16 protein-coding genes are annotated in these 17317 nt (G+C 70.9%); 9 read left to right on the top strand and 7 right to left on the bottom strand.

What is annotated here, in order from left to right; translation table 11 throughout:
* Positions 1–3 precede the first annotated feature (3 nt).
* From C466_RS04870 to C466_RS04860, 3 genes are all read right to left on the bottom strand, one after another.
* Positions 4–597, bottom strand: coding sequence for a GNAT family N-acetyltransferase (locus tag C466_RS04870; RefSeq protein ID WP_004597974.1), 594 nt, complete (start codon positions 595–597; stop codon positions 4–6).
* Positions 594–1838 carry an ornithine cyclodeaminase, nickel-pincer nucleotide-dependent gene (locus C466_RS04865; protein ID WP_004597975.1) on the bottom strand — a complete coding sequence of 415 codons (1245 nt, stop codon included), beginning with the start codon at positions 1836–1838 and terminating at the stop codon, positions 594–596. Before C466_RS04865 ends, C466_RS04870 begins: the two co-directional genes overlap by 4 nt.
* Positions 1839–2352: 514 nt before the next feature.
* The gene (locus C466_RS04860) at positions 2353–4254 is read right to left on the bottom strand and encodes a site-2 protease family protein (RefSeq protein ID WP_004597976.1); all 1902 of its coding nucleotides are present in this window, start codon (positions 4252–4254) and stop codon (positions 2353–2355) included.
* Positions 4255–4348: 94 nt separating this feature from the next.
* Here C466_RS04860 and C466_RS04855 point away from each other — a divergent pair, with 94 nt between their 5' ends.
* Together C466_RS04855 and C466_RS04850 are read left to right on the top strand one after the other, a co-directional pair.
* Positions 4349–4819: a DoxX family protein gene (locus tag C466_RS04855; RefSeq protein WP_004597977.1), complete on the top strand. Its 471-nt coding sequence runs from the start codon at positions 4349–4351 to the stop codon at positions 4817–4819.
* Positions 4820–4906: 87 nt separating this feature from the next.
* Positions 4907–5146, top strand: coding sequence for a hypothetical protein (locus tag C466_RS04850; RefSeq protein ID WP_004597978.1), 240 nt, complete (start codon positions 4907–4909; stop codon positions 5144–5146).
* Between the two features lie 35 nt (positions 5147–5181).
* Here the strand turns inward: C466_RS04850 and C466_RS04845 are convergent, their stop codons facing one another.
* The 3 genes from C466_RS04845 to C466_RS04835 all read right to left on the bottom strand — a co-directional run bounded on the left by C466_RS04845 (position 5182) and on the right by C466_RS04835 (position 8810).
* On the bottom strand, positions 5182–6867 hold the full coding sequence (locus tag C466_RS04845) for a methyl-accepting chemotaxis protein (protein ID WP_004597979.1): 1686 nt from the start codon (positions 6865–6867) through the stop codon (positions 5182–5184).
* A gap of 201 nt (positions 6868–7068) precedes the next feature.
* Entirely contained in the window at positions 7069–8052 is a 984-nt protein-coding gene (locus C466_RS04840; protein WP_004597980.1) for a 5,10-methylenetetrahydromethanopterin reductase, read from the bottom strand.
* Between the two features lie 2 nt (positions 8053–8054).
* Positions 8055–8810 (bottom strand): coenzyme F420-0:L-glutamate ligase, encoded by a 756-nt coding sequence (locus C466_RS04835; RefSeq protein WP_004597981.1) that lies wholly within the window; start codon positions 8808–8810, stop codon positions 8055–8057.
* Between the two features lie 442 nt (positions 8811–9252).
* Between C466_RS04835 and C466_RS04830 the strand changes: the two genes are divergently transcribed.
* The 6 genes from C466_RS04830 to C466_RS16910 all read left to right on the top strand — a co-directional run bounded on the left by C466_RS04830 (position 9253) and on the right by C466_RS16910 (position 14917).
* Positions 9253–9756: a DUF367 family protein gene (locus C466_RS04830; RefSeq protein WP_004597982.1), complete on the top strand. Its 504-nt coding sequence runs from the start codon at positions 9253–9255 to the stop codon at positions 9754–9756.
* Between the two features lie 89 nt (positions 9757–9845).
* The gene (locus C466_RS04825) at positions 9846–10322 is read left to right on the top strand and encodes a redoxin domain-containing protein (protein ID WP_004597983.1); all 477 of its coding nucleotides are present in this window, start codon (positions 9846–9848) and stop codon (positions 10320–10322) included.
* Between the two features lie 427 nt (positions 10323–10749).
* A complete protein-coding gene (locus C466_RS04820) occupies positions 10750–13194 on the top strand; it encodes a heavy metal translocating P-type ATPase (protein ID WP_004597984.1) in 2445 nt (814 codons plus the stop codon).
* A gap of 61 nt (positions 13195–13255) precedes the next feature.
* Positions 13256–14245, top strand: coding sequence for a hypothetical protein (locus tag C466_RS04815; protein ID WP_004597985.1), 990 nt, complete (start codon positions 13256–13258; stop codon positions 14243–14245).
* Positions 14246–14314: 69 nt separating this feature from the next.
* A complete protein-coding gene (locus tag C466_RS04810; protein ID WP_004597986.1) occupies positions 14315–14614 on the top strand; it encodes a hypothetical protein in 300 nt (99 codons plus the stop codon).
* A 126-nt stretch (positions 14615–14740) separates the two neighbouring features.
* Positions 14741–14917 (top strand): hypothetical protein, encoded by a 177-nt coding sequence (locus C466_RS16910; protein WP_004597987.1) that lies wholly within the window; start codon positions 14741–14743, stop codon positions 14915–14917.
* A gap of 61 nt (positions 14918–14978) precedes the next feature.
* On the opposite strand, the gene C466_RS04805 is transcribed toward C466_RS16910, so the two are convergent.
* Positions 14979–16046 (bottom strand): type II glyceraldehyde-3-phosphate dehydrogenase, encoded by a 1068-nt coding sequence (locus C466_RS04805; protein ID WP_004597988.1) that lies wholly within the window; start codon positions 16044–16046, stop codon positions 14979–14981.
* Between the two features lie 184 nt (positions 16047–16230).
* Here C466_RS04805 and C466_RS04800 point away from each other — a divergent pair, with 184 nt between their 5' ends.
* On the top strand, positions 16231–17181 hold the full coding sequence (locus C466_RS04800) for an aminopeptidase (RefSeq protein WP_004597989.1): 951 nt from the start codon (positions 16231–16233) through the stop codon (positions 17179–17181).
* The last annotated feature ends 136 nt before the right edge of the window (positions 17182–17317 follow it).

Raw genomic sequence — 17317 nt, 5'->3', positions numbered from 1 at the left:
ACGTCAGGCGTCCTCCAGCGGCCGCGCGACCATCTCGCCCCACGGCTCGAAGCCGTGACGGTCGTAGAACCCCTTCGCGCGCTCGTTCGCGGGGTCGACGTCGAGGACAATTCGGTCGAGCGGGAGGTCCTGATCGGCCGCGAGCGCGAGCGCGGCGTCGATCAGGTCGTCGGCGACGCCGGTGCCGCGGTAGTCGGGGGCGACGTAGATCTCGTTCAGGACCGCCGCGTCCCAGATCATCGCGGTGCGCTCGGGGAGGACGAAGACGTAGCCGACGACCGCCTCCGCCTCGGGTTCGTCTCCGGCGTCCGCGTCTCCGGCGTCCGCGTCTCCGGCGCCCGCGTCTCCGGCGTCCCCCTCCCCGTCATCCGCGCGCTCGTCGACCGCGACGGTCACGCACCGCGGGTCAGCGTCGACGCAGCGGTCGACCCAGTCGAGCCAGCGCTCGCGGTACGCGTCGGTGAGCTTCCCCTCGTAGGCGGCCGCCTTCTCGTCGCCGCCCGTATTCTCGCCGAGGCCGCGCTCGAAGGCGATCTTCAGTTCGTAGAGGCCGTCGGCGTCGCGCTCGCGGTCGTAGGGTCTGATTTCGAGCGTCACGCGTCGCCCTCCAACACGAACTCCGCGAGCGTCGGCACGAACGTCCCGATGTCGGTGACCATCCCGATCGCCTGCGCGGAGCCGCGGTCGAGCAGCTGGGTGACGGTGGCCGGGTTGATGTCGACGCAGACGGTCTTCGTCGTCGACGGGAGGCAGTTCCCGACCGCGACGGAGTGGAGCAAGGTGGCGAGCATGATCACGAGGTCGGCGTCGTGGGCCTGCTCGCGGATCGCGTTCTGGGCCTCGACCGCGTCGGTGACCGTGTCCGGGAGCGGGCCGTCATCGCGGATCGACCCCGCGAGGACGGTGTCGACGTCGTTCACCACGCACTCGTACATCACGCCCTCCGTGACGATTCCCTCGTCGACTGCCGCCTCGATCCCGCCGGCCCGGATGATCTCCGAGATGGTCCAGATGTGGTGTTTGTGGCCCTTCCGCGGGTGTTCGAGCGTCTCGACGTTCATCCCGAGCGAGGTGCCGTAGATGGAGCGCTCCAAGTCGTGCGTGGCGAAGCCGTTGCCCGCGGAGAGCGCGTCGACGTAGCCCGCCGCGACGAGGTCAGCCAGCGCGTCGCCCGCGCCCGAGTGGATCACGGCCGGCCCCGCGACGACCATCACGTTGCCGCCGTCCTCCTTCACCGCGCGCAGCTCCTCGGCGACCTCGCGGATCGTCGACTCGGAGGGGCGCTCGGCGGAGACGCCGCCCTGCATGAAGCCGAACGCGCCGCCGCCGCTCCGTGGGCGCTCGGGGGGGTTCACGCGGATTCCCGACTGGTCCGTCGCGACGAGATCGCCCTCGTCGACCGCGTTGAGGGTCTTGGTGTAGGCGCGGGGACTCTCGCCGGAATCACCGCCGGGGTCCACCACCAGCGCGCAGTCCATCTCGATCCGCTCGACGTCGATCCACTCGCCGTCGTACAACACCTCGGTCGGGTGGTTCGTCGTCGAGTAGAAGTTCGGCGGGACCACCTTGTCCGCGGGCGCCGCGACGAGGTCCACCTCGGAGGGATCTTCCAGTACCGCGCCGTTCTGGTGGAGCTCGTGAAGGATGTCCCGCAGCGTCTCGGGATCGTCCGCGGAGACAGTCAGCCGGCAGTACGATTCTTCGGTCTCGTGTTTCCCGACGTCGAACTGCTGGACGTCGAACGAGCCGCCGAGGTCCATCACCGCGCCGAAGCAGCGCTGCATGGTGCCGCTGTCGATGATGTGGCCCTCGAGTTCGACGGTCCGCGAGTGCGTCATACGGGGGCGTCGCGCCCGCGGGGGAAACCCGTTTCCCTCGGGCTGTTACGACTCTTCGACAGAGAGGATTCCGACGTATCTCGCGCGGTACGGAAACGGCGGCGAACGGTAGCGAGGGCGTATGAACCGGTGTCGTTGATTGGTTACTTATAAACCGGATCGTGGTATTGCGTCGGCTATTTATACGTGACCGATGGCGCGGTGACGATCTCCAAAGCCACAGTCGCTCGTTTATAAATACCTGGTCGCGGATCGACGGAGACAACCTCCAAAGCCCCAGCCGGGAAGCGGGCGCACGCTCGCTGCGCGCTTCGGTCGCTCACTCCGTTCGCTCCCTCCAGTGCTTGCGTCGCCTGCGCCCGCTTCCCGGCTGCCCCTTTGAGTCCCGCCCCGCACCGCACGGCACAGCGCCTCACACCTCCCCAGCCTCGCGGTTCGCGCTCTTCGAGCGCTCACCGCTCCCTCGCGCGTGCTCCTCGCGCCCGAGGGGCGCTCGGAGGCACGCGCCATCGCCTCAGATCAGGCCGAGCGCGGTGAGGATCTGGTTACCGAAGATCATCGCGACCAGCCCGGCCAGCATGACGAGCCCGGACGAGACGGTGATCGTCCGCACCGCGGCGTGTCGGTCGCTGATCGGGACCCGGCTGATCACCGCCTCGGCGACCATCCGGAGGATGCGGCCGCCGTCGAGCGGGAACGCCGGGAGGCAGTTGAACAGCGCCAGCTGGATGTTGATCCACCCCGACCAGAAGAGGAGGTTCGCCAGCAGGAAGGTGCCGCCGCCGAGCGCCGCGAGCGGCCCCTCGACGACGAAGAAGTTGGTCAGCTCGCCGGTGAACCCCGCGAAGTTGAACGGAAGCCCGAACAGGCTGCCGAGCGGGAGGATGAGCGCGACGAAGACGAGGCCGAGCGGCGACTCGGTGACCCCGCCGAGCGGGACGCCGTCCGCGGCCTCCGCGCCGCCGTCGCCGCCAAGTAGTTCGAGGTACGCGCCCGCCGGGTACTCGGTGACGCCCACGTCGTCGAGCGCGAGCCCGCTCGTGCCGGGGAAGACGCTGACGCCGATGAACCCGCCGTCGCGGTTCGGGTGCTGGTCGAGCTCCACGTCGTACGTGGTGCGCTCGCCGTCGGCGTCGAAGACGGTGACGGGGACGGTCTCACCGGGGTCGCGCTCGCCGAGGACGGCCGAGAGCGCCCCGTTATCGACGACGCGCTCGCCGTCGACGGAGACGATCGTCAGCGGCTCGCCGAGGGCGGCGCCCTCGTCGTGGATCGGACCGCCCTCCTGGACGCCGACGACGTACGCGCCGACCGGCACGTCGGGGACGGTGACCGCCGCGTCGCCGTCGGCCGTCTCGACGCCCGAGGCGTTCTCGGCGCCGGGCGCGTCGCGGACCTGATCGATGACGCTCGCGTTGCCCGTCACCGTCAGCGTCGCGCGCTCGTCGCCGCCGACCGCGTCGAAGAACTCCGACTCGGTCGCGACCGACTCGCCGTTCACCGCCGCGACCGTCACGGGCACCTCCTCGATCGTCACGCCGAGGGGGTTGCCGCCGGCGGAGCCGACCACCTGTAGCTCGCGGTCGATCGTCACCGCCTTTCGCGTGTCGCCGTCGTCGACGGTGAGCGCGACGGAGTCGCCGGCGTCGGCGATCGCGGACTCGAACTCCCCGCTCGTCTCGATCGGCGTCCCGGCGACCTCGACGATCCGGTCGCCCTGCGAGAGGTCGGCCGCGGCCGCCGGGGAGCCGGGGTTCACCTCGCCGACCGCGTAGCCGGCCGCCGGCGAGATGGCGCCGACGACGGGGCCGAAGAGGAGCGCGAAGACGACGATCGTCAGCACCGTGTTCGCGGTGACGCCGGCCGCGAACATCCGGGCGCGGGCGCCGCGGGAGGCCTGCTGGGTCGCCTCCTCGTCGGGCTCGACGAACGCGCCGACGGGGAGCAGCGCGAAGAAGACGAGCCCCATCGAGTCGATGTCGATGTCCTCGACCCGGCAGAGCAGGCCGTGCGCGCCCTCGTGGACCACCATCGCGCCGGCGAGGCCGGCGACGATCTCGGGCGCGACCGACAGCGGGAGGAAGTCGTTGACGCCGGGGATGATGAGGAAGTTCTGCGGCTGCTGGATCGCGGAGGGCTGCGCGTTCGTGAACGCCGAGGTCGCCGACGAGAGGATGAGCGCGAACGACGCCACCATCGCCACCAAGGCCCCCCCGAGCCCGAGGTTGGCGACCGCGCGCCAGAACCGCTTCGGCGCCGCGAGTCGGCCGAGGAAGGCGCGCCCGCGGAGCGTCCGGAGGGTCAACACCGGTCCGGAGACCCTGAACGCGTCCGGGAGGATCCCCTCGTTCCGCAGGTACATCGCGACCGCGGAGTACGCGAGGATCCCGGTGAGCACCCAGAACAACGTATTCATTACGACGGCGTTGGGCTCGCCCGTTCGTAAGGGGTTCGGTTCCCGGAACCCCGGACGGCGAGGAATGATACCCCTCCCGCCCGTGTGGCGAGGTATGACCGACGCAGACCAACCCTGCTCGACCGACGCAGACGAAACGGAGTCCGGGCCCTCACTCGCCCCGCTGATGGGTGCGACGTACGTCGTCGCCGGGATCGCTCACTTCCTGATCCCCGAGCGCTTCGCGGAAGCGGTCCCGCCGTCGTTCCCGCGGCCCGTCGGGCTCGTGTACCTCTCCGGAATCGCCGAGATCGTCCTCGGGGTCGGCGTCGCGTGGCGACGGACGCGGCGCCCGTCCGCGTGGGGGATCGTCGCCCTCCTCGTCGCGGTGTTCCCGGCGAACGTCCACCTCGCCCGGAGCGACACGCTGAACGACCTCGTCCCCGACCGACTCCTCGCGCCGGCGCGGCTCGCAGCGCTGATTCGGCTGCCGTTTCAGGCGGTCCTGATAGCTTGGGCGCTGCGGTACACGGACTCGGACGAAGAAGCGGCGGCGACAGCGGAAGCGGCGACAGCGGAGGCGTAGCCGTCGCCCCGTTCGCGACGCGACCGAGCGTGGCGAACCGTCGCCGCGAACTCAACACCCAAGTACCCCCCGGTCCAACCGTGCCCCATGATGGCGCTCATCGACTTCGTCTCGCGGCTGGTCGGCGACGTCGGCCGGTTCGTCGACATCTTCCTGAACGACCTGATCCTCGGCGCGGGCGACCCGCTGTCGGCGCTGCTCGTCGTCGTCGGACAGGTGCTGATCGTCGCCTCCGTCGGCGCGCTCGGGTACGCCGCGGTCGGCGCGCTGCTCGGCGAGATCGGCGTGAACCTCCCCTCGCTCGGCGGTCGCGGCCGCTCCGAGTAGAAGCCGAAAACCGGGCGGCCCGATCGGTCTCTTCCTCAGTCGTCGTCGGCGCCCGTCGCCGACCGCGTCCCGGAACCGTTCGCCGGGCCCCCGACCGCGGTCGCGCTCCCGTCCGACCCGTCCGGAACCTCGAACTCGTTCAGCCGCGCGAGCAGCTCGTCGGACTGGTCGGAGAGCGTGTGGACCTGCCCCGTCACCTCGGAGACGGTCGCGGTCTGCTCCTCGGCCGCGGCCGCGACGGTCTCGGCCTCGGTCGCGGTCTGTCTGCTCACGGAGGCGACGCCGTCGACCATGTCGACGACCTCCTGGGTCGTGCGCGCCTGGTCGTCGGTCGCGTCGCTGATCTCCTGGACGGTCTCGTCGACCGTCGTCACGTCTTCGACGACCCCCTCGAACTCCCGTAACGTCGACTCGATCGTCTCGACGCCCTCGGCGACCTGGGTCTCCATCTCCTCGGCGTCGGCCGCGGTCTCCGCCGAGGCGGTCTGTACCTCCTCGATGCGACCGGAGATCTCCGCCGCGGACTCGCGGGTCTCCTCGGCGAGCGACTTCACCTCGTCCGCGACCACCGCGAACCCGTCCCCGGAGCCGTCTGCGCGCGCCGCCTCGATGGAAGCGTTCAGGGCGAGCAGGTTAGTCTCCTCCGCGATCTCGTCGATCACGGCCGCGATCTCGTCGATCTCGCCGACCCGCTCCGCGAGGTCGGTGACCGCGGCCGCCGTCTCGCCGATCCGGGATTCGAGTGTCTCCAGCTCCGCGATCGCCTCTGCCGCCTCCTCGCGCCCGGAGCGACCGCGCTCGGCCGCGTCGCGGGCGGTCTCGGCCGCGTCGTCCGCGCTCGCCGCGATCTCCTCGACCGTCGCGGACAGCGTGTTCATCTCGCCGGCGATCGCCTCCAGCTCGTCCGTCTGTTCGGCCGCGCCGTCGGAGATCTCTTGGACCGAACGGGCGACCTCGCCGCTCGCGTCGTCGACCTCGTCCATGCTCGCGCGCACGTCGTCCGCGGTGCCGGCCACGTCCGCGGTGAACGCGCCGACGTCGCCGAGCGTCTCGCCGAGGGTCGCGACGAGCCGGTTGTAGTTGTCGACGAGCTCGGCGTACCGCTCCTCGTCGGTCGCCAGCGCGTCCGCGTCGATGGTCGCCGTCAGGTCGCCGTCCTGCGCGCGCTCGGCGGCGTCGCCGAAGGCGTCGACGAGCGCCTCCAGCTCGGCCGTGTAGGCGGTGAGGTTCTCGGCCATCTCGTCGAGCGACTCGCCGAAGGAGCCCGGGACGTCCTCGTCGAGCGCCGGGTCGTCGAACTCCTGGGCCGCGAGCGCCTCCGCCTGCGCGGAGACGGTGGTGAGGTAGCCGCGGACCTCGCCGAACGCGCCGACGAGGCTGCCGACCTCGTCCGGCTGAGTCGGATCGAGGGCGCCCGCGGACTCGCCGTCCGACGGACCGGCCGCGTCGACGCCGCTCGTCCCCTCGATCTCGCCCGCAGCGATCGCCTCCGCCTCGCGCTCTAACGCCCGGATCGGGGCGACGAAGTCGCGTCGGACGATGAGCAGCGTGTTGTAGATGGCGACGACCGCGCCGAGGAACAGGGCGCCGGAGACGACGTACGCGGCGGTCCCGGAGAGAACGAACTGCGTGAGAAAGATGCCGACGGTGACGAGGAACTGGATGCCGACCGCCGTGACGACCTTGCGCTCGATCGACTCAGTGACGCCGAGCCCGTCCATCGTCCGCCACAGGAGGGCCTCGTACCGCCCGCGTATCCCCGGGCGGCGCTGTCGTGTCGTGGACATGTCCGGACCTCGACGAGAACGGCATATGAACCTCCCGCCGGGGTTATCACGAGCGATTCTCGATTGTCACGGTGCGGGAATCCGCCGACCGAGAGCGGAGCGGAGCGGGGCGGGCGGCCGCGCCGTCGCGGCCGCTCAGAACAGCCCGTCGACCGCCTCGGCCGCGAGGTCGACGGCGCTCTCCAAGTCCGGGCCGAGCGGCGACCCGACGACGAGCCCGTCGGCGTGGTCGGCGACGGCAGCGGCGCGATCGCGGACGGTCTCGGGCGTGCCGGCCATACAGAACGCGTCGACCATCGCGGGCGTCACGCGCTCGAAGGCCGCGGAGAACTCGCCGGCCGAGACGCGGTCGCCGATTTCCGTCGCCGCGTCCGGGTCGATCCCGTGGCGCTTCAGGACGGGCGGCGCGGCGCCCGCGGTGATAAAGGCGACCGGCGGGCGGGCGGCCTCCCGGGCGGCGGTCTCGTCCTCGGCGATAGAGACCGCGGCGTACGCGATCAGGTCGAAGTCGCCCCGATGGTCGGGCCTGTCGGCGAGGCCGTCGTCGACCTGCTCGCGGGCCCACGCAAGGTCCTTGGGGTGCGAGCCGTTGTACAGTAGGCCGTCGGCGTGCTTCGCGGCCATCCGGCACATGTGCGGCCCCTCGCCGCCGACGTGGACCGGAATTGCGGCGCCCTGCGGGGGCTCGTAGTTGAGTCCCGCGTCCGTCGCGTCGAAGGTTCCCTCGTGGTCCACCCGGTCGCCGGCCCACAGCTTCTGTGCGGTCTTGAACGCCTCCAGCACGGGGCGGAGCCCGCGCTCGTCTTCGAGCCCGAGGTTCGCCAGCGTCGAGGGGTCGCCGGGGCCGAGGCCGAAGACGGCGCGGCCCTCGGACGCCTCGTCGAGCGTGGCGACCTTGGAGGCGAGCGTCACGGGGTGGGTCTCGTAGGGGTTGGCGACGCCCGGGCCGAGCCGGACGGAGTCCGTCGCGGCCGCGAGCCGCGAGAGGAACGCCCACGGGTCGCGGTTGTTGTAGTGACACGTCGAGTAGACGGCGTCGTAGCCGGCGTCCTCGGCGCGGACGCCGAGGTCGACGAGGCGGGACAACTCGTGTTCGGGGGTGAGTTCGATACCGAGCATGGTTATTCGTCGAAGGTCCACTCCCGCAGGGCCTGCCGGACGAAGTCGCCCTCGACCTCGCGGAAGTGGTTGTCCGAGCCGTCGTGGTCGCCGAACTCCCAGTCGCGGACGACGACGACCGGGGTGCCCCCGTCGCCCTCGCCCGCGACGAGGTTGGCGGCCGCCGCCAGCTCGTCGATCACGTTCTGGACGGTGACGCCCATCTCGCGGCCGTCGCGGTCGCGCTCGCCGCGCCAGTCGCGGCTGGCGGGCATCCCGGCCCACCCGATAGCGACGCCGCGCTGACCGTGGCGGAACGGGCGCCCGCAGGTGTCGCTGACGACGACGCGGTCGGCCGCGATCCCCTCGCGGATCCGCGCCGCGCTCTCGGAGGGGCGCTCCGGGAGCAGCAGCAGGTCGCCGTCGGGGACGTTCGAGCGGTCGATACCGGCGTTGACGCCGATGTGGCCGAAGCGCGTCGCGGTGAGGAGGAACGGCGCCTCCATGACCAGCTCCGTCGACTCCTCGATGACGGCCTGTGCGAAGCGCGGGTCCTTCTCCTCGCCGGATATCTCCGCCAGCCGGTCGGCGACGGCCTCCGCGCGCTCGCTCGCCGGGAAGTCCGAGAGGTCGAAGACGCGCCCTTCGGCCTTCGAGACGACCGTGCTGGCGACGACGACCACGTCGTCCGCGCGGAGGTCGACGCGCTCGTCGATCATGGCCGCCAGGTCGTCTCCCTCCCGGATCTCCGGGAGGTCCGGAACCGCGAACAGCTCCATACGATCACCTGCGCGGCGACGAGGAAAAACCCCGCCGGTACCGGGCCGGTTTGACGGTATCAGGGGTGTCGTGTCGGGAGGAGAAACCGGTAGCGAAATCAGAATACAAGTATCGATCAGATCCTTCGGATATAGCTCCCACGACAGCGCTCGAATCGCTCATAGTATTAAATATATATTAGGTAATAACAGAGATAACGAGACATTCAGCCGAACTGTTTTGTACGGCGAGCGGCGACGGTCGTCCGCGATGGACGAACCAGCATCGGAAGACGAACCGGCGCCGATCGCGACGCAGACCCGCGTCCCGTCGGAGACCGACGACGGCGAACCGATCGTGACGCAGACTCGCGCCCCGTGACGGACGGCGCGCGGCGGCTTTACCTATTTTTGCGCTCCCCCCGTCCGTTCCGCTTATAAGCGGCTCCGCCGAACGCCGAGTGTGGACCTTCACGTCCGGTACGAGGGCGACGACGACCCCGACAAGTGTACGGCCCGGAAGCTCGCGCGCTTCGACCTCGCGGAGCTCCACCGCTCGGACCGGGCCACGCCGTACGGAGTCGTCCTCAACCCCCACGCGGAGCGAGCGCTCTCGCCGGCGGACGCTGACCGCGCCAGCGAGAACGCCCTCGTCGCGCTCGACTGCTCGTGGGAGTCGGCCGGCGAGAAGATGTTCTCGTTACCCGGCGAGCACCGCGCGCTCCCGTACCTCGTCGCCGCAAACCCCGTGAACTTCGGGCGGCCGATGCGACTCACGACGGTCGAGGCGTTCGCGGCCGCACTGATCATCCTCGGCGAGCGCGACCACGCTGAGCGGATACTAGCGAAGTTCACGTGGGGCGAGACGTTCCTCGAACTCAACGCGGAGCCGCTCCGGCGGTACGCCGACTGCGAGGACTCCTCGGAGATCGTCGCGATCCAGCAGGAGTACCTCGACCGCGAGTAGCCGCCGCTCGGTCCGCGACCCCGCGCCGACCCCGGCACCGAACGCGGTCGCGACAAGCCTTTTGCGTGAATCGGCCGTACTGTGCGACGATGGTATCCACAGGCGACGCCGCACCCACGTTCACCGCGACCGTCGGGACGAGCGACCACGAGCCGTTCGACCTCGACGACCACGTCGGTGACGGACCGGTCGTGCTCGCGTTCTTCCCCGGCGCGTTCACGCCGCCGTGTACGAACGAGATGATCGCGTTCCAGGAGCGCGCCGACGCGTTCGCGGACGCCGGTGCGACCCTCTTCGGGATCAGCGCCGACTCCCCGTTCTCGCAGGGCGCGTTCCGCGAGGAGCACGGCATCGAGTTCGACCTCGTGAGCGACATGGCCGGCGACGCGATCCGGGCGTACGGGCTGGAGATCGACATCGCCGAGCTGGGCCTCCACGGCATCGCGAACCGCGCCGTGTTCGTGATCGACGACGACGGCGAGGTCGTCTACGACTGGGTGGCCGACGACCCAACGAACGAACCCGACTACGAGGCGGTCCTCGACGCCGTCGAGAGCGCTTCGTAAGCGACTGGTTGCGGAGGAGGCGGTTCCAGTGCCGTTCCGGTCGTTCTTTTATAAGACAGCAGGGTGCCCGTAGTGGCGCATCCCTCTGGAGCCCCAGCGGATCGCTTATAAATAGCTGCTGACCGAACGACGACGAACACGCCGGCGCCGCCGAGCAGGCTTCCGAGCGGGCCGCCCACGAGGCCGACGAGGCCCGCGGCCGCGTGCCCCACGACCGGGACCGTCGTCGCCAACACGCCGGCGATCAGCATCACGACGAAGCCGTAGCCGACGGCGCGCCAGTCTGTCGTGCCTCCGAGTAGCCGACCGACGGATAAATACGCGCGGATTGTTTATTAGAAAACTGCCTAATTTTAATAATTACTTATAAAATAGGCCGGGAGAATGGTAGTTGGATTAATAACGATGCGACGGCTACGGTCGGCCAATGAGCGACTCACGCGAATCGACCGGTCCCGACGACGGAACGGCCGGTCGGCCGTCCGGGGGGGTGGCGGAGCGGCCCGACGGCGCGCAGCTCCGGCTCGCGGTGCCGGACATGGACTGTTCGTCGTGCGCGGGGAAGGTCGAGGGCGCGCTCGACCGCGAGGGCGTCCTCTCGGTCGACACCCGGCCGACGACGGGCGTCGTCGTCCTCACGTACGACCCCGAACTGACGGACGTCGAGGCCCTGACGGCGGCCGTCGAGGCCGCCGGCTACGCGGTCGAAGACGCCGACTCCGACGGCGTCGCCGACGACCTGTTCACGAGCCCGCGAGCGATCGCGACCGCGGTCGGCGGCGTCATCCTCGCGGTCGGGCTCGCCTTGGAGTGGCTGCTCCCGGGGCTCAACCCGACGTTCGCGACCATCGGCGGCGTCGGCTTCCTCGGGCCGTGGGGCGTCACCGGCGCGTCGGTCGCGTTCCTGCTCGCGATCGCGGTCGCCGCGCCGCCAATCCTGCGGAACGGGTTCTACTCGCTGCGCGGCCTGAGCCTCGACATCGACCTGCTGATGAGCGTCGGGATCGTCGCCGCGCTGCTCGTCGACCTCCCCTTCGAGGCCGCGACGCTCGCGGTGCTGTTCTCGGTCGCCGAGCTGCTCGAACGCTACTCCATCGACCGGGCGCGCACCTCCCTCCGCGAGCTGATGGAGCTGTCGCCCGACGAGGCGGTCGTCATCCGCGACGGCGACGAGGAGACGGTGCCCGCCGAGAGCGTCGCGACCGGCGAGCGGCTCGCGGTGCGCCCCGGCGAGCGCGTCCCCCTCGACGGGGTGGTGCGCGAGGGCTCCGGCGCGGTCGACGAGTCGCCGATCACCGGCGAGTCCGTCCCCGCGGAGAAGGAGCCCGGCGACGAGGTGTACGCCGGCTCGATCAACGAGGCGGGCTACCTCGAGATCGAGGCGACCGCGCCCGCGAGCGAGTCGACCATCGCGCAGGTCGTCGAGCTCGTCGAGGCCGCCAACGGCGAGGAGACGCGCGCCGAACGGTTCGTCGACCGCTTCGCGAGCGTCTACACGCCGATCGTCGTGGTCGGCGCGATCGCCACCGCGACGCTCGGCCCGCTCCTCGTCGGCGGCGGCGCGGAAACGTGGTTCGTCCGCGGACTCACCCTCCTCGTCGTCGCGTGTCCGTGCGCGTTCGTCATCTCGACGCCCGTCAGCGTCGTCTCCGGCGTGACGGCGGCCGCGCGCAACGGCGTCCTGATCAAGGGCGGCGAACACCTGGAGGCCGCCGGCGACGTCGACGCCGTCGCGCTCGACAAGACCGGGACGCTCACGCGCGGCGAGCTGTCGGTGACCGACGTGGTCCCGCTCGGCGACCGCGAGGCCGACGACGTCCTCGCGTGCGCGACCGCCGTCGAGCGCCGGAGCGAACACCCCGTCGCGGCGGCGATCGTCGCGCGCGGCGAGGAGGTCGGTGCCGAGCCCGTCGACGGCGAGGACGCACCCGACGACGGGACCGAGGTCACCGGCTTCGAGGCGCTGACCGGCGAGGGCGTCCGCGCCGACCTCGACGGCGAGACCCACTACGCCGGCAAGCCCTCGCTGTTCGAGGAGCTCGGCTTCGACCTGAGCCACGCCCACGTCCGCTCGGACGGCGGGTCCGTGCTGGAGGAGCGAGACGGCGACGAGGCGGGCGACGCGGAGGGTGACGCTGCGAACGCCGTCACGGCGGCCGAACCCTGCGACCACGGCCAGTACCTCGACTTGGCGAGCGAGACGATCCCGCGCCTTCAGGCCGAGGGGAAGACGGTCGTTCTCGTGGGGACAGAGACGGAGCTGGAGGGCGTCATCGCGGTCGCGGACACCGTCCGCCCGGAGGCGGCGTGGGTCGTCGACCGGCTCCACGAGCTCGGCATCGACCGCGTCGCGATGCTCACCGGCGACAACGAGCGGACCGCGCGGGCGATCGGCGAGCGCGTCGGCGTCGACGAGGTGCGCGCGGAGCTGCTCCCGGACGAGAAGGTCGCGGCCGTCCGCGAGCTCGCGGCCGAGACCGAGGGGGGCGTCGCGATGATCGGCGACGGGATCAACGACGCGCCGGCGCTCGCGGCCGCGGACGTCGGCATCGCGATGGGGGCCGCCGGCGCCGACACCGCCATCGAGACCGCCGACGTGGCGCTGATGGCCGACGACCTGACGCGGCTCCCGTACGTGATCGACCTCTCCTCGCGCGCGAGCTCGACCATCCGGACGAACATCGGCGCCTCGCTCGGCGTGAAGGCGCTGCTCGCCGCGGGCGCGCCGCTCGGCTACGTGAGCGTCGCGATGGCCGTCGTCGTCGGCGACATGGGGATGAGCCTCGGCGTCACCGGGAACGCGCTCCGCCTCGGCAACGTCGAGCCCGCCGAGCCGCCGGAGGCGGAAGCGCCGCCCGGGACCGAGTCGTAACCGAGTTCCGACCTCGACGGTGGCCAGCTTTAATCCCGTGTCGCGTGTATCGAACGTCGAGATGCCCTCCAAAAGCGATTCCACGGCCGAGACCACCGATACCGTAGAGCGGCCCGACTCGACCGGAACGACCGAGCCGCCGGCGGGCACGCGGACAGCGGCCGAATCGGAGCCGGACTCCGGCCCGATCGAGTGGGGGCCGGTCCGCCACGACCGGCTCGGGTCCATCGCCCTCGGCATGAGCCTCGTCGTTGCGGTCGGGCTTCTCGCAGTGGTCGCGGTCGTCGGCGTCGCCGCGGCCGGTGTGGCGCGGACTGCGGTGACTGGCGGCGCCGTCGCCGGCGGAGAGCTGTGGGTGCTGGGCGTGTTGCTCCTCGTCGGCGGACCGTTCTCCCTCGTGTACCTTCTGATCGCACGCGATCGATCGGACGGACGGACCCGCGAGAATCTCCGGTCGGCGCTCGGCGACTACTCGTTTTCGCGGGAGTCGATCCGGCTTCCCTGGGTCATCGCGGGCGCCGTCCCGTTCGTGGCGCTCTGGGTGTGGGGACCTCCGCTGGCCGACGTCGGAGTGTTCTATCTGTTCCCACTGATCTGGTTCCTGCCGATGGTCGCCGGGTCGAGGGGAACGTCGATTCGGCTCGACTCGGCGGAGCGCGTCGTCGAGCGCACGAATCACACACACGACCACTCCCAGACCGACGACCTCACGGCGGTGATCCGGACCCGCCGGATCGACCTCGCTTGGTTGACGGTGTTCCTGCTCGCGTACCGCGGGAACGCGTGGTATCGATCGACGCCGTGGCTGTTCGTTCCGTCCGAGAAGGCGGACGCAGTGGAGTCGGCGCTCGACGCGGTGCTGACGGCGAGCGACGGCCCGGACCGCGCGAGCGTTCCGGAGCGGGTCACCCTCGCGGCCCTCGGGTCGTTCTCGCTCGTCGTCGGCCTCCTCATGGCCGTCGCCGGCGGCGAGGGGGCCGGCGGCGTCGCGCTCACGCTGCTCACGGCGCCGTTCTCGATCCTGTTCCTCGCGCTGGCCGCGCGGCTCTAAGCAGGGCTCGTCACCGGACGTGACACCCCCTATCACGCGACTCATATACCTACGGCACGTAGGTCGTGTATGGACAGACAGCGTCTGGAACGCGAACTCGAAGACGAGTTCGGCGGGACCGAGGCCGAGCGGCGCGCCGTCTCGCGGTCGGCCCGCGACCTCGTCGACTCCGGGCGGCCCTCCGAGGACCGCGGCCACGGGCTGACCGTGACGGGGGTGATCGGTCACTTAGCGGACGCCCCCGACGGCTCCTCGCTGGTCGAGCGGTGGAACTGGTGGATGGGCGCGCTCGACGCCGCCTACGGCGGCTACGACTACTTCACGGTGCGGTTCGTCGCGGACGACGAGGCGACGGGCCTCCGCCGGTAGAGCGACGGCGAGGCGGGCCACCGGCACCCCCGTTCGGATCGCCCGGCAACGGGTCGAAGCCGTCTACTTTCACTTTCACTCCGCGGATGGCTCGCTTATACGGGCTGTCCGGTCGAACGGTGAGATATGAGCGCAGTCACCGCCGACCGACCGCGGTACGCGACGCCGACGCGCGTGGACGTCACCGACTGCCGAACCGACCGCCTCCCGGACCGCGTCCGGGCGAACCGCGTCGACGGCAGCGAGGTCCACCTCGAACGCCGGGGCGGGCGGACCTTCCTCGTCACGCGACCGCGGGAGTGAGCGGCGCTCCCGAGCGGTAGCGAAGCGGGCGGTAGCGAAACGAGTGCGGTCGCCGGGGGCGTCAGTCGTCGGCCGGGAGTTCCGTCCGGACCAGTTCGCCGTCTGCGAGTCGACTGTCGAGGCCTACCCCGAGCGTCTCGTTCGTCCGCGCGACCGACTCGGCGGCGTCGACGTCGCTCGCCATCGCGCGGATCGCGTCCACGTTCTCGGGGACCACGTCGGCCTCCTGGTGGACGTTCTGGAAGAGGTAGAGGTCCCGGCCGGTCACGCTTATCGACTCCTCCCAGACGCAGTTCTCCCAGAGGTCGCCGCGCGGCCGCCCGGCGTCGGCGGCGTACTCCTTCAGCGCGCCCGCGCCGTCGATGCCGGCGCCCTCGGGGACGAGGAAGATCCGACTCTCGTCGGCGAGCAGGTCGCGGACCGCCGCCGGGTCGGGGTCGGTCTCGAGGGTGACGTTGACGCTGTGGGTGTGCATCCCTGTGACCGGCGCCTTCAGCGCCGCGGTGTCGACGGTCACGTCGGGGAGGATCTCGTTCACGTCCGGGCCGTGGTGAGAGGGCACCGTCGCCGGGTCGGGGACGATGTCGTTTATCGGACCGCGGTCGGTCTCGTTCGGGTCGCCGCCGCGGCGCACGAGCGTGACGCGCGCCTTCTCGACGCCGTAGGTCTCGTCGAGCGGCGCGAGCAGCCGCGAGAGCGCGGTCGTGTTACAGGAGACGACGCGGACGGAGTCGGCGCCGCGGGCGGCCTCGAACCGGCCGCGCGCGTTGAAGGAAGCGTCGGCGACGGCGGCGTCCTCGCCGCCCTGAAACACCGCCTTCGTGTCGTGCGCCTCGTAGACCGGCGCGTTGCGTTCGCCGACGCCCGAAGGCGCGCAGTCGACGACGACGTCGACGGCGTCGAGCAGGTCCCCGATTGCCCCGGCGAGGTCGACGCCGGCGGCCGCGAACTCGTCGGTGCGGTCCTCGACGGCCGCGTACAGGTCGTAGCCCCGGCGGGCCGCGGCCTCGACGCCGTAGTCCGGCGAGGCCTTGGTCACGCCGACGAGCTCCATGTCGGCCTGGGCCGCGACGGCGTCGGCGACCCGCTTCCCGATCGTCCCGTAGCCGTTGACGCCCACGCGTATCATATCTGCCCCTCGCTCGGGAACCGGTATAATTGTTTCGAGGTTCGCAAATTGGAATTAACTACCCCACGAGTAATCGATCGGTTAATTCGACGCCGATCGCCACCGGACGTAAATAATTCGATTACAGAATTGAGTAAAATCGTCGATGGCAAGGCCTAACGCCCGGCCGAACGGAGACGCGGGCATGGTAGCCGACCTCTCCGACGCCGCGGCGACCGCGGTCGAACAGTGTCTGAACGTCGCGCCCGACGAGTCGGTCGTCGTGGTCACCGACGACGAGCGCGAGCCGATCGGCGAGGCGCTGTACGCGGCCGCGAGCGCCGTCACCGACGACGCGACGGTCCTGCGGTACCCGCCGGCCGAGCAGCACGGGACGGAGCCGCCGGCCCCGGTCGCGGCCGCGATGCGGGAAGCCGACGTCTTCCTCGCGCCGACGACGAAGAGCCTGAGCCACACCCGCGCCCGCGGCGCCGCCTGCGACGCCGGCGCGCGCGGCGCGACGCTCCCGGGGATCACCGAGGCCGTGTTCACGACCGGACTCGACGCCGACTACGCCGCCATCGACGCGGCCTGCGACGACGTGCTCGACCAGGTCGCGGGCGCCGACGAGGTCCGCGTCACCGCGCCCGCCGGCACCGACATCACGTTCGGGATCGGCGACCGCGAGTGGCTCGCGGACACGGGCATGGTCCGCGAGCCGGGCGACTTCTCGAACCTGCCCGCGGGCGAGGTGTTCGTCGCCCCCGAGACCGCGACCGGGACCTTCGTCGTCGACGGGACGATGATGCCCCACGGCCTGCTCGACGACGGCCAAGAACTCGCATTCGAGGTCGAGGAGGGGTTCGTGACCGAGATCGGCGACGACGAGATCCGCGCGGACGTGGAGGGGGCCGCCGAGGCGGTCGGCGACGCGGCGTACAACCTCGCGGAGCTGGGCATCGGGACGAACGGCGGCGTCGAGGAGCTCGTCGGCTCGGTCCTTCTCGACGAGAAGGCGGGCGGCACCGTCCACATCGCGATCGGCGACAACGCCGGGATCGGCGGCGAGACCGACGCGCCGCTCCACCTCGACGGTATCATCCGGAATCCGACCGTCTACGCCGACGGCGAGCCGGTCGACCTGCCGAGCGCGTAGGACGGCCCAAGGCGGAATCTAACTTTTCATTTATAACTGATCGGCGGTGCGGCGGCGCGTGCCTGCGAGCGGCCGCCCTCGGCGGCCGCGAGACGCGAGGGACCGAAGGTCCCTCTGGCAGCCGGCGCGAAGCGCC

The sequence above is a fragment of the Halorubrum distributum JCM 10118 genome (genome assembly GCF_000337335.1).
Taxonomy (GTDB): domain Archaea; phylum Halobacteriota; class Halobacteria; order Halobacteriales; family Haloferacaceae; genus Halorubrum; species Halorubrum distributum.
Note: the sequence above shows the minus strand (reverse complement) of the source record. Positions and strands in the feature narration are given on the sequence as shown.

Coding starts and splice junctions, on each gene's coding strand:
- C466_RS04855 (WP_004597977.1), top strand. CDS start 4,349: ATGACCGACGCAGACCAACCCTGCTCGACCGACGCAGACGAAACGGAG.
- C466_RS04840 (WP_004597980.1), bottom strand. CDS start 8,052: ATGCTCGGTATCGAACTCACCCCCGAACACGAGTTGTCCCGCCTCGTC.
- C466_RS04810 (WP_004597986.1), top strand. CDS start 14,315: ATGGACAGACAGCGTCTGGAACGCGAACTCGAAGACGAGTTCGGCGGG.
- C466_RS04825 (WP_004597983.1), top strand. CDS start 9,846: ATGGTATCCACAGGCGACGCCGCACCCACGTTCACCGCGACCGTCGGG.
- C466_RS04860 (WP_004597976.1), bottom strand. CDS start 4,254: ATGAATACGTTGTTCTGGGTGCTCACCGGGATCCTCGCGTACTCCGCG.
- C466_RS16910 (WP_004597987.1), top strand. CDS start 14,741: ATGAGCGCAGTCACCGCCGACCGACCGCGGTACGCGACGCCGACGCGC.
- C466_RS04835 (WP_004597981.1), bottom strand. CDS start 8,810: ATGGAGCTGTTCGCGGTTCCGGACCTCCCGGAGATCCGGGAGGGAGAC.
- C466_RS04805 (WP_004597988.1), bottom strand. CDS start 16,046: ATGATACGCGTGGGCGTCAACGGCTACGGGACGATCGGGAAGCGGGTC.
- C466_RS04850 (WP_004597978.1), top strand. CDS start 4,907: ATGATGGCGCTCATCGACTTCGTCTCGCGGCTGGTCGGCGACGTCGGC.
- C466_RS04820 (WP_004597984.1), top strand. CDS start 10,750: ATGAGCGACTCACGCGAATCGACCGGTCCCGACGACGGAACGGCCGGT.
- C466_RS04815 (WP_004597985.1), top strand. CDS start 13,256: ATGCCCTCCAAAAGCGATTCCACGGCCGAGACCACCGATACCGTAGAG.
- C466_RS04800 (WP_004597989.1), top strand. CDS start 16,231: ATGGTAGCCGACCTCTCCGACGCCGCGGCGACCGCGGTCGAACAGTGT.
- C466_RS04845 (WP_004597979.1), bottom strand. CDS start 6,867: ATGGACGGGCTCGGCGTCACTGAGTCGATCGAGCGCAAGGTCGTCACG.
- C466_RS04865 (WP_004597975.1), bottom strand. CDS start 1,838: ATGACGCACTCGCGGACCGTCGAACTCGAGGGCCACATCATCGACAGC.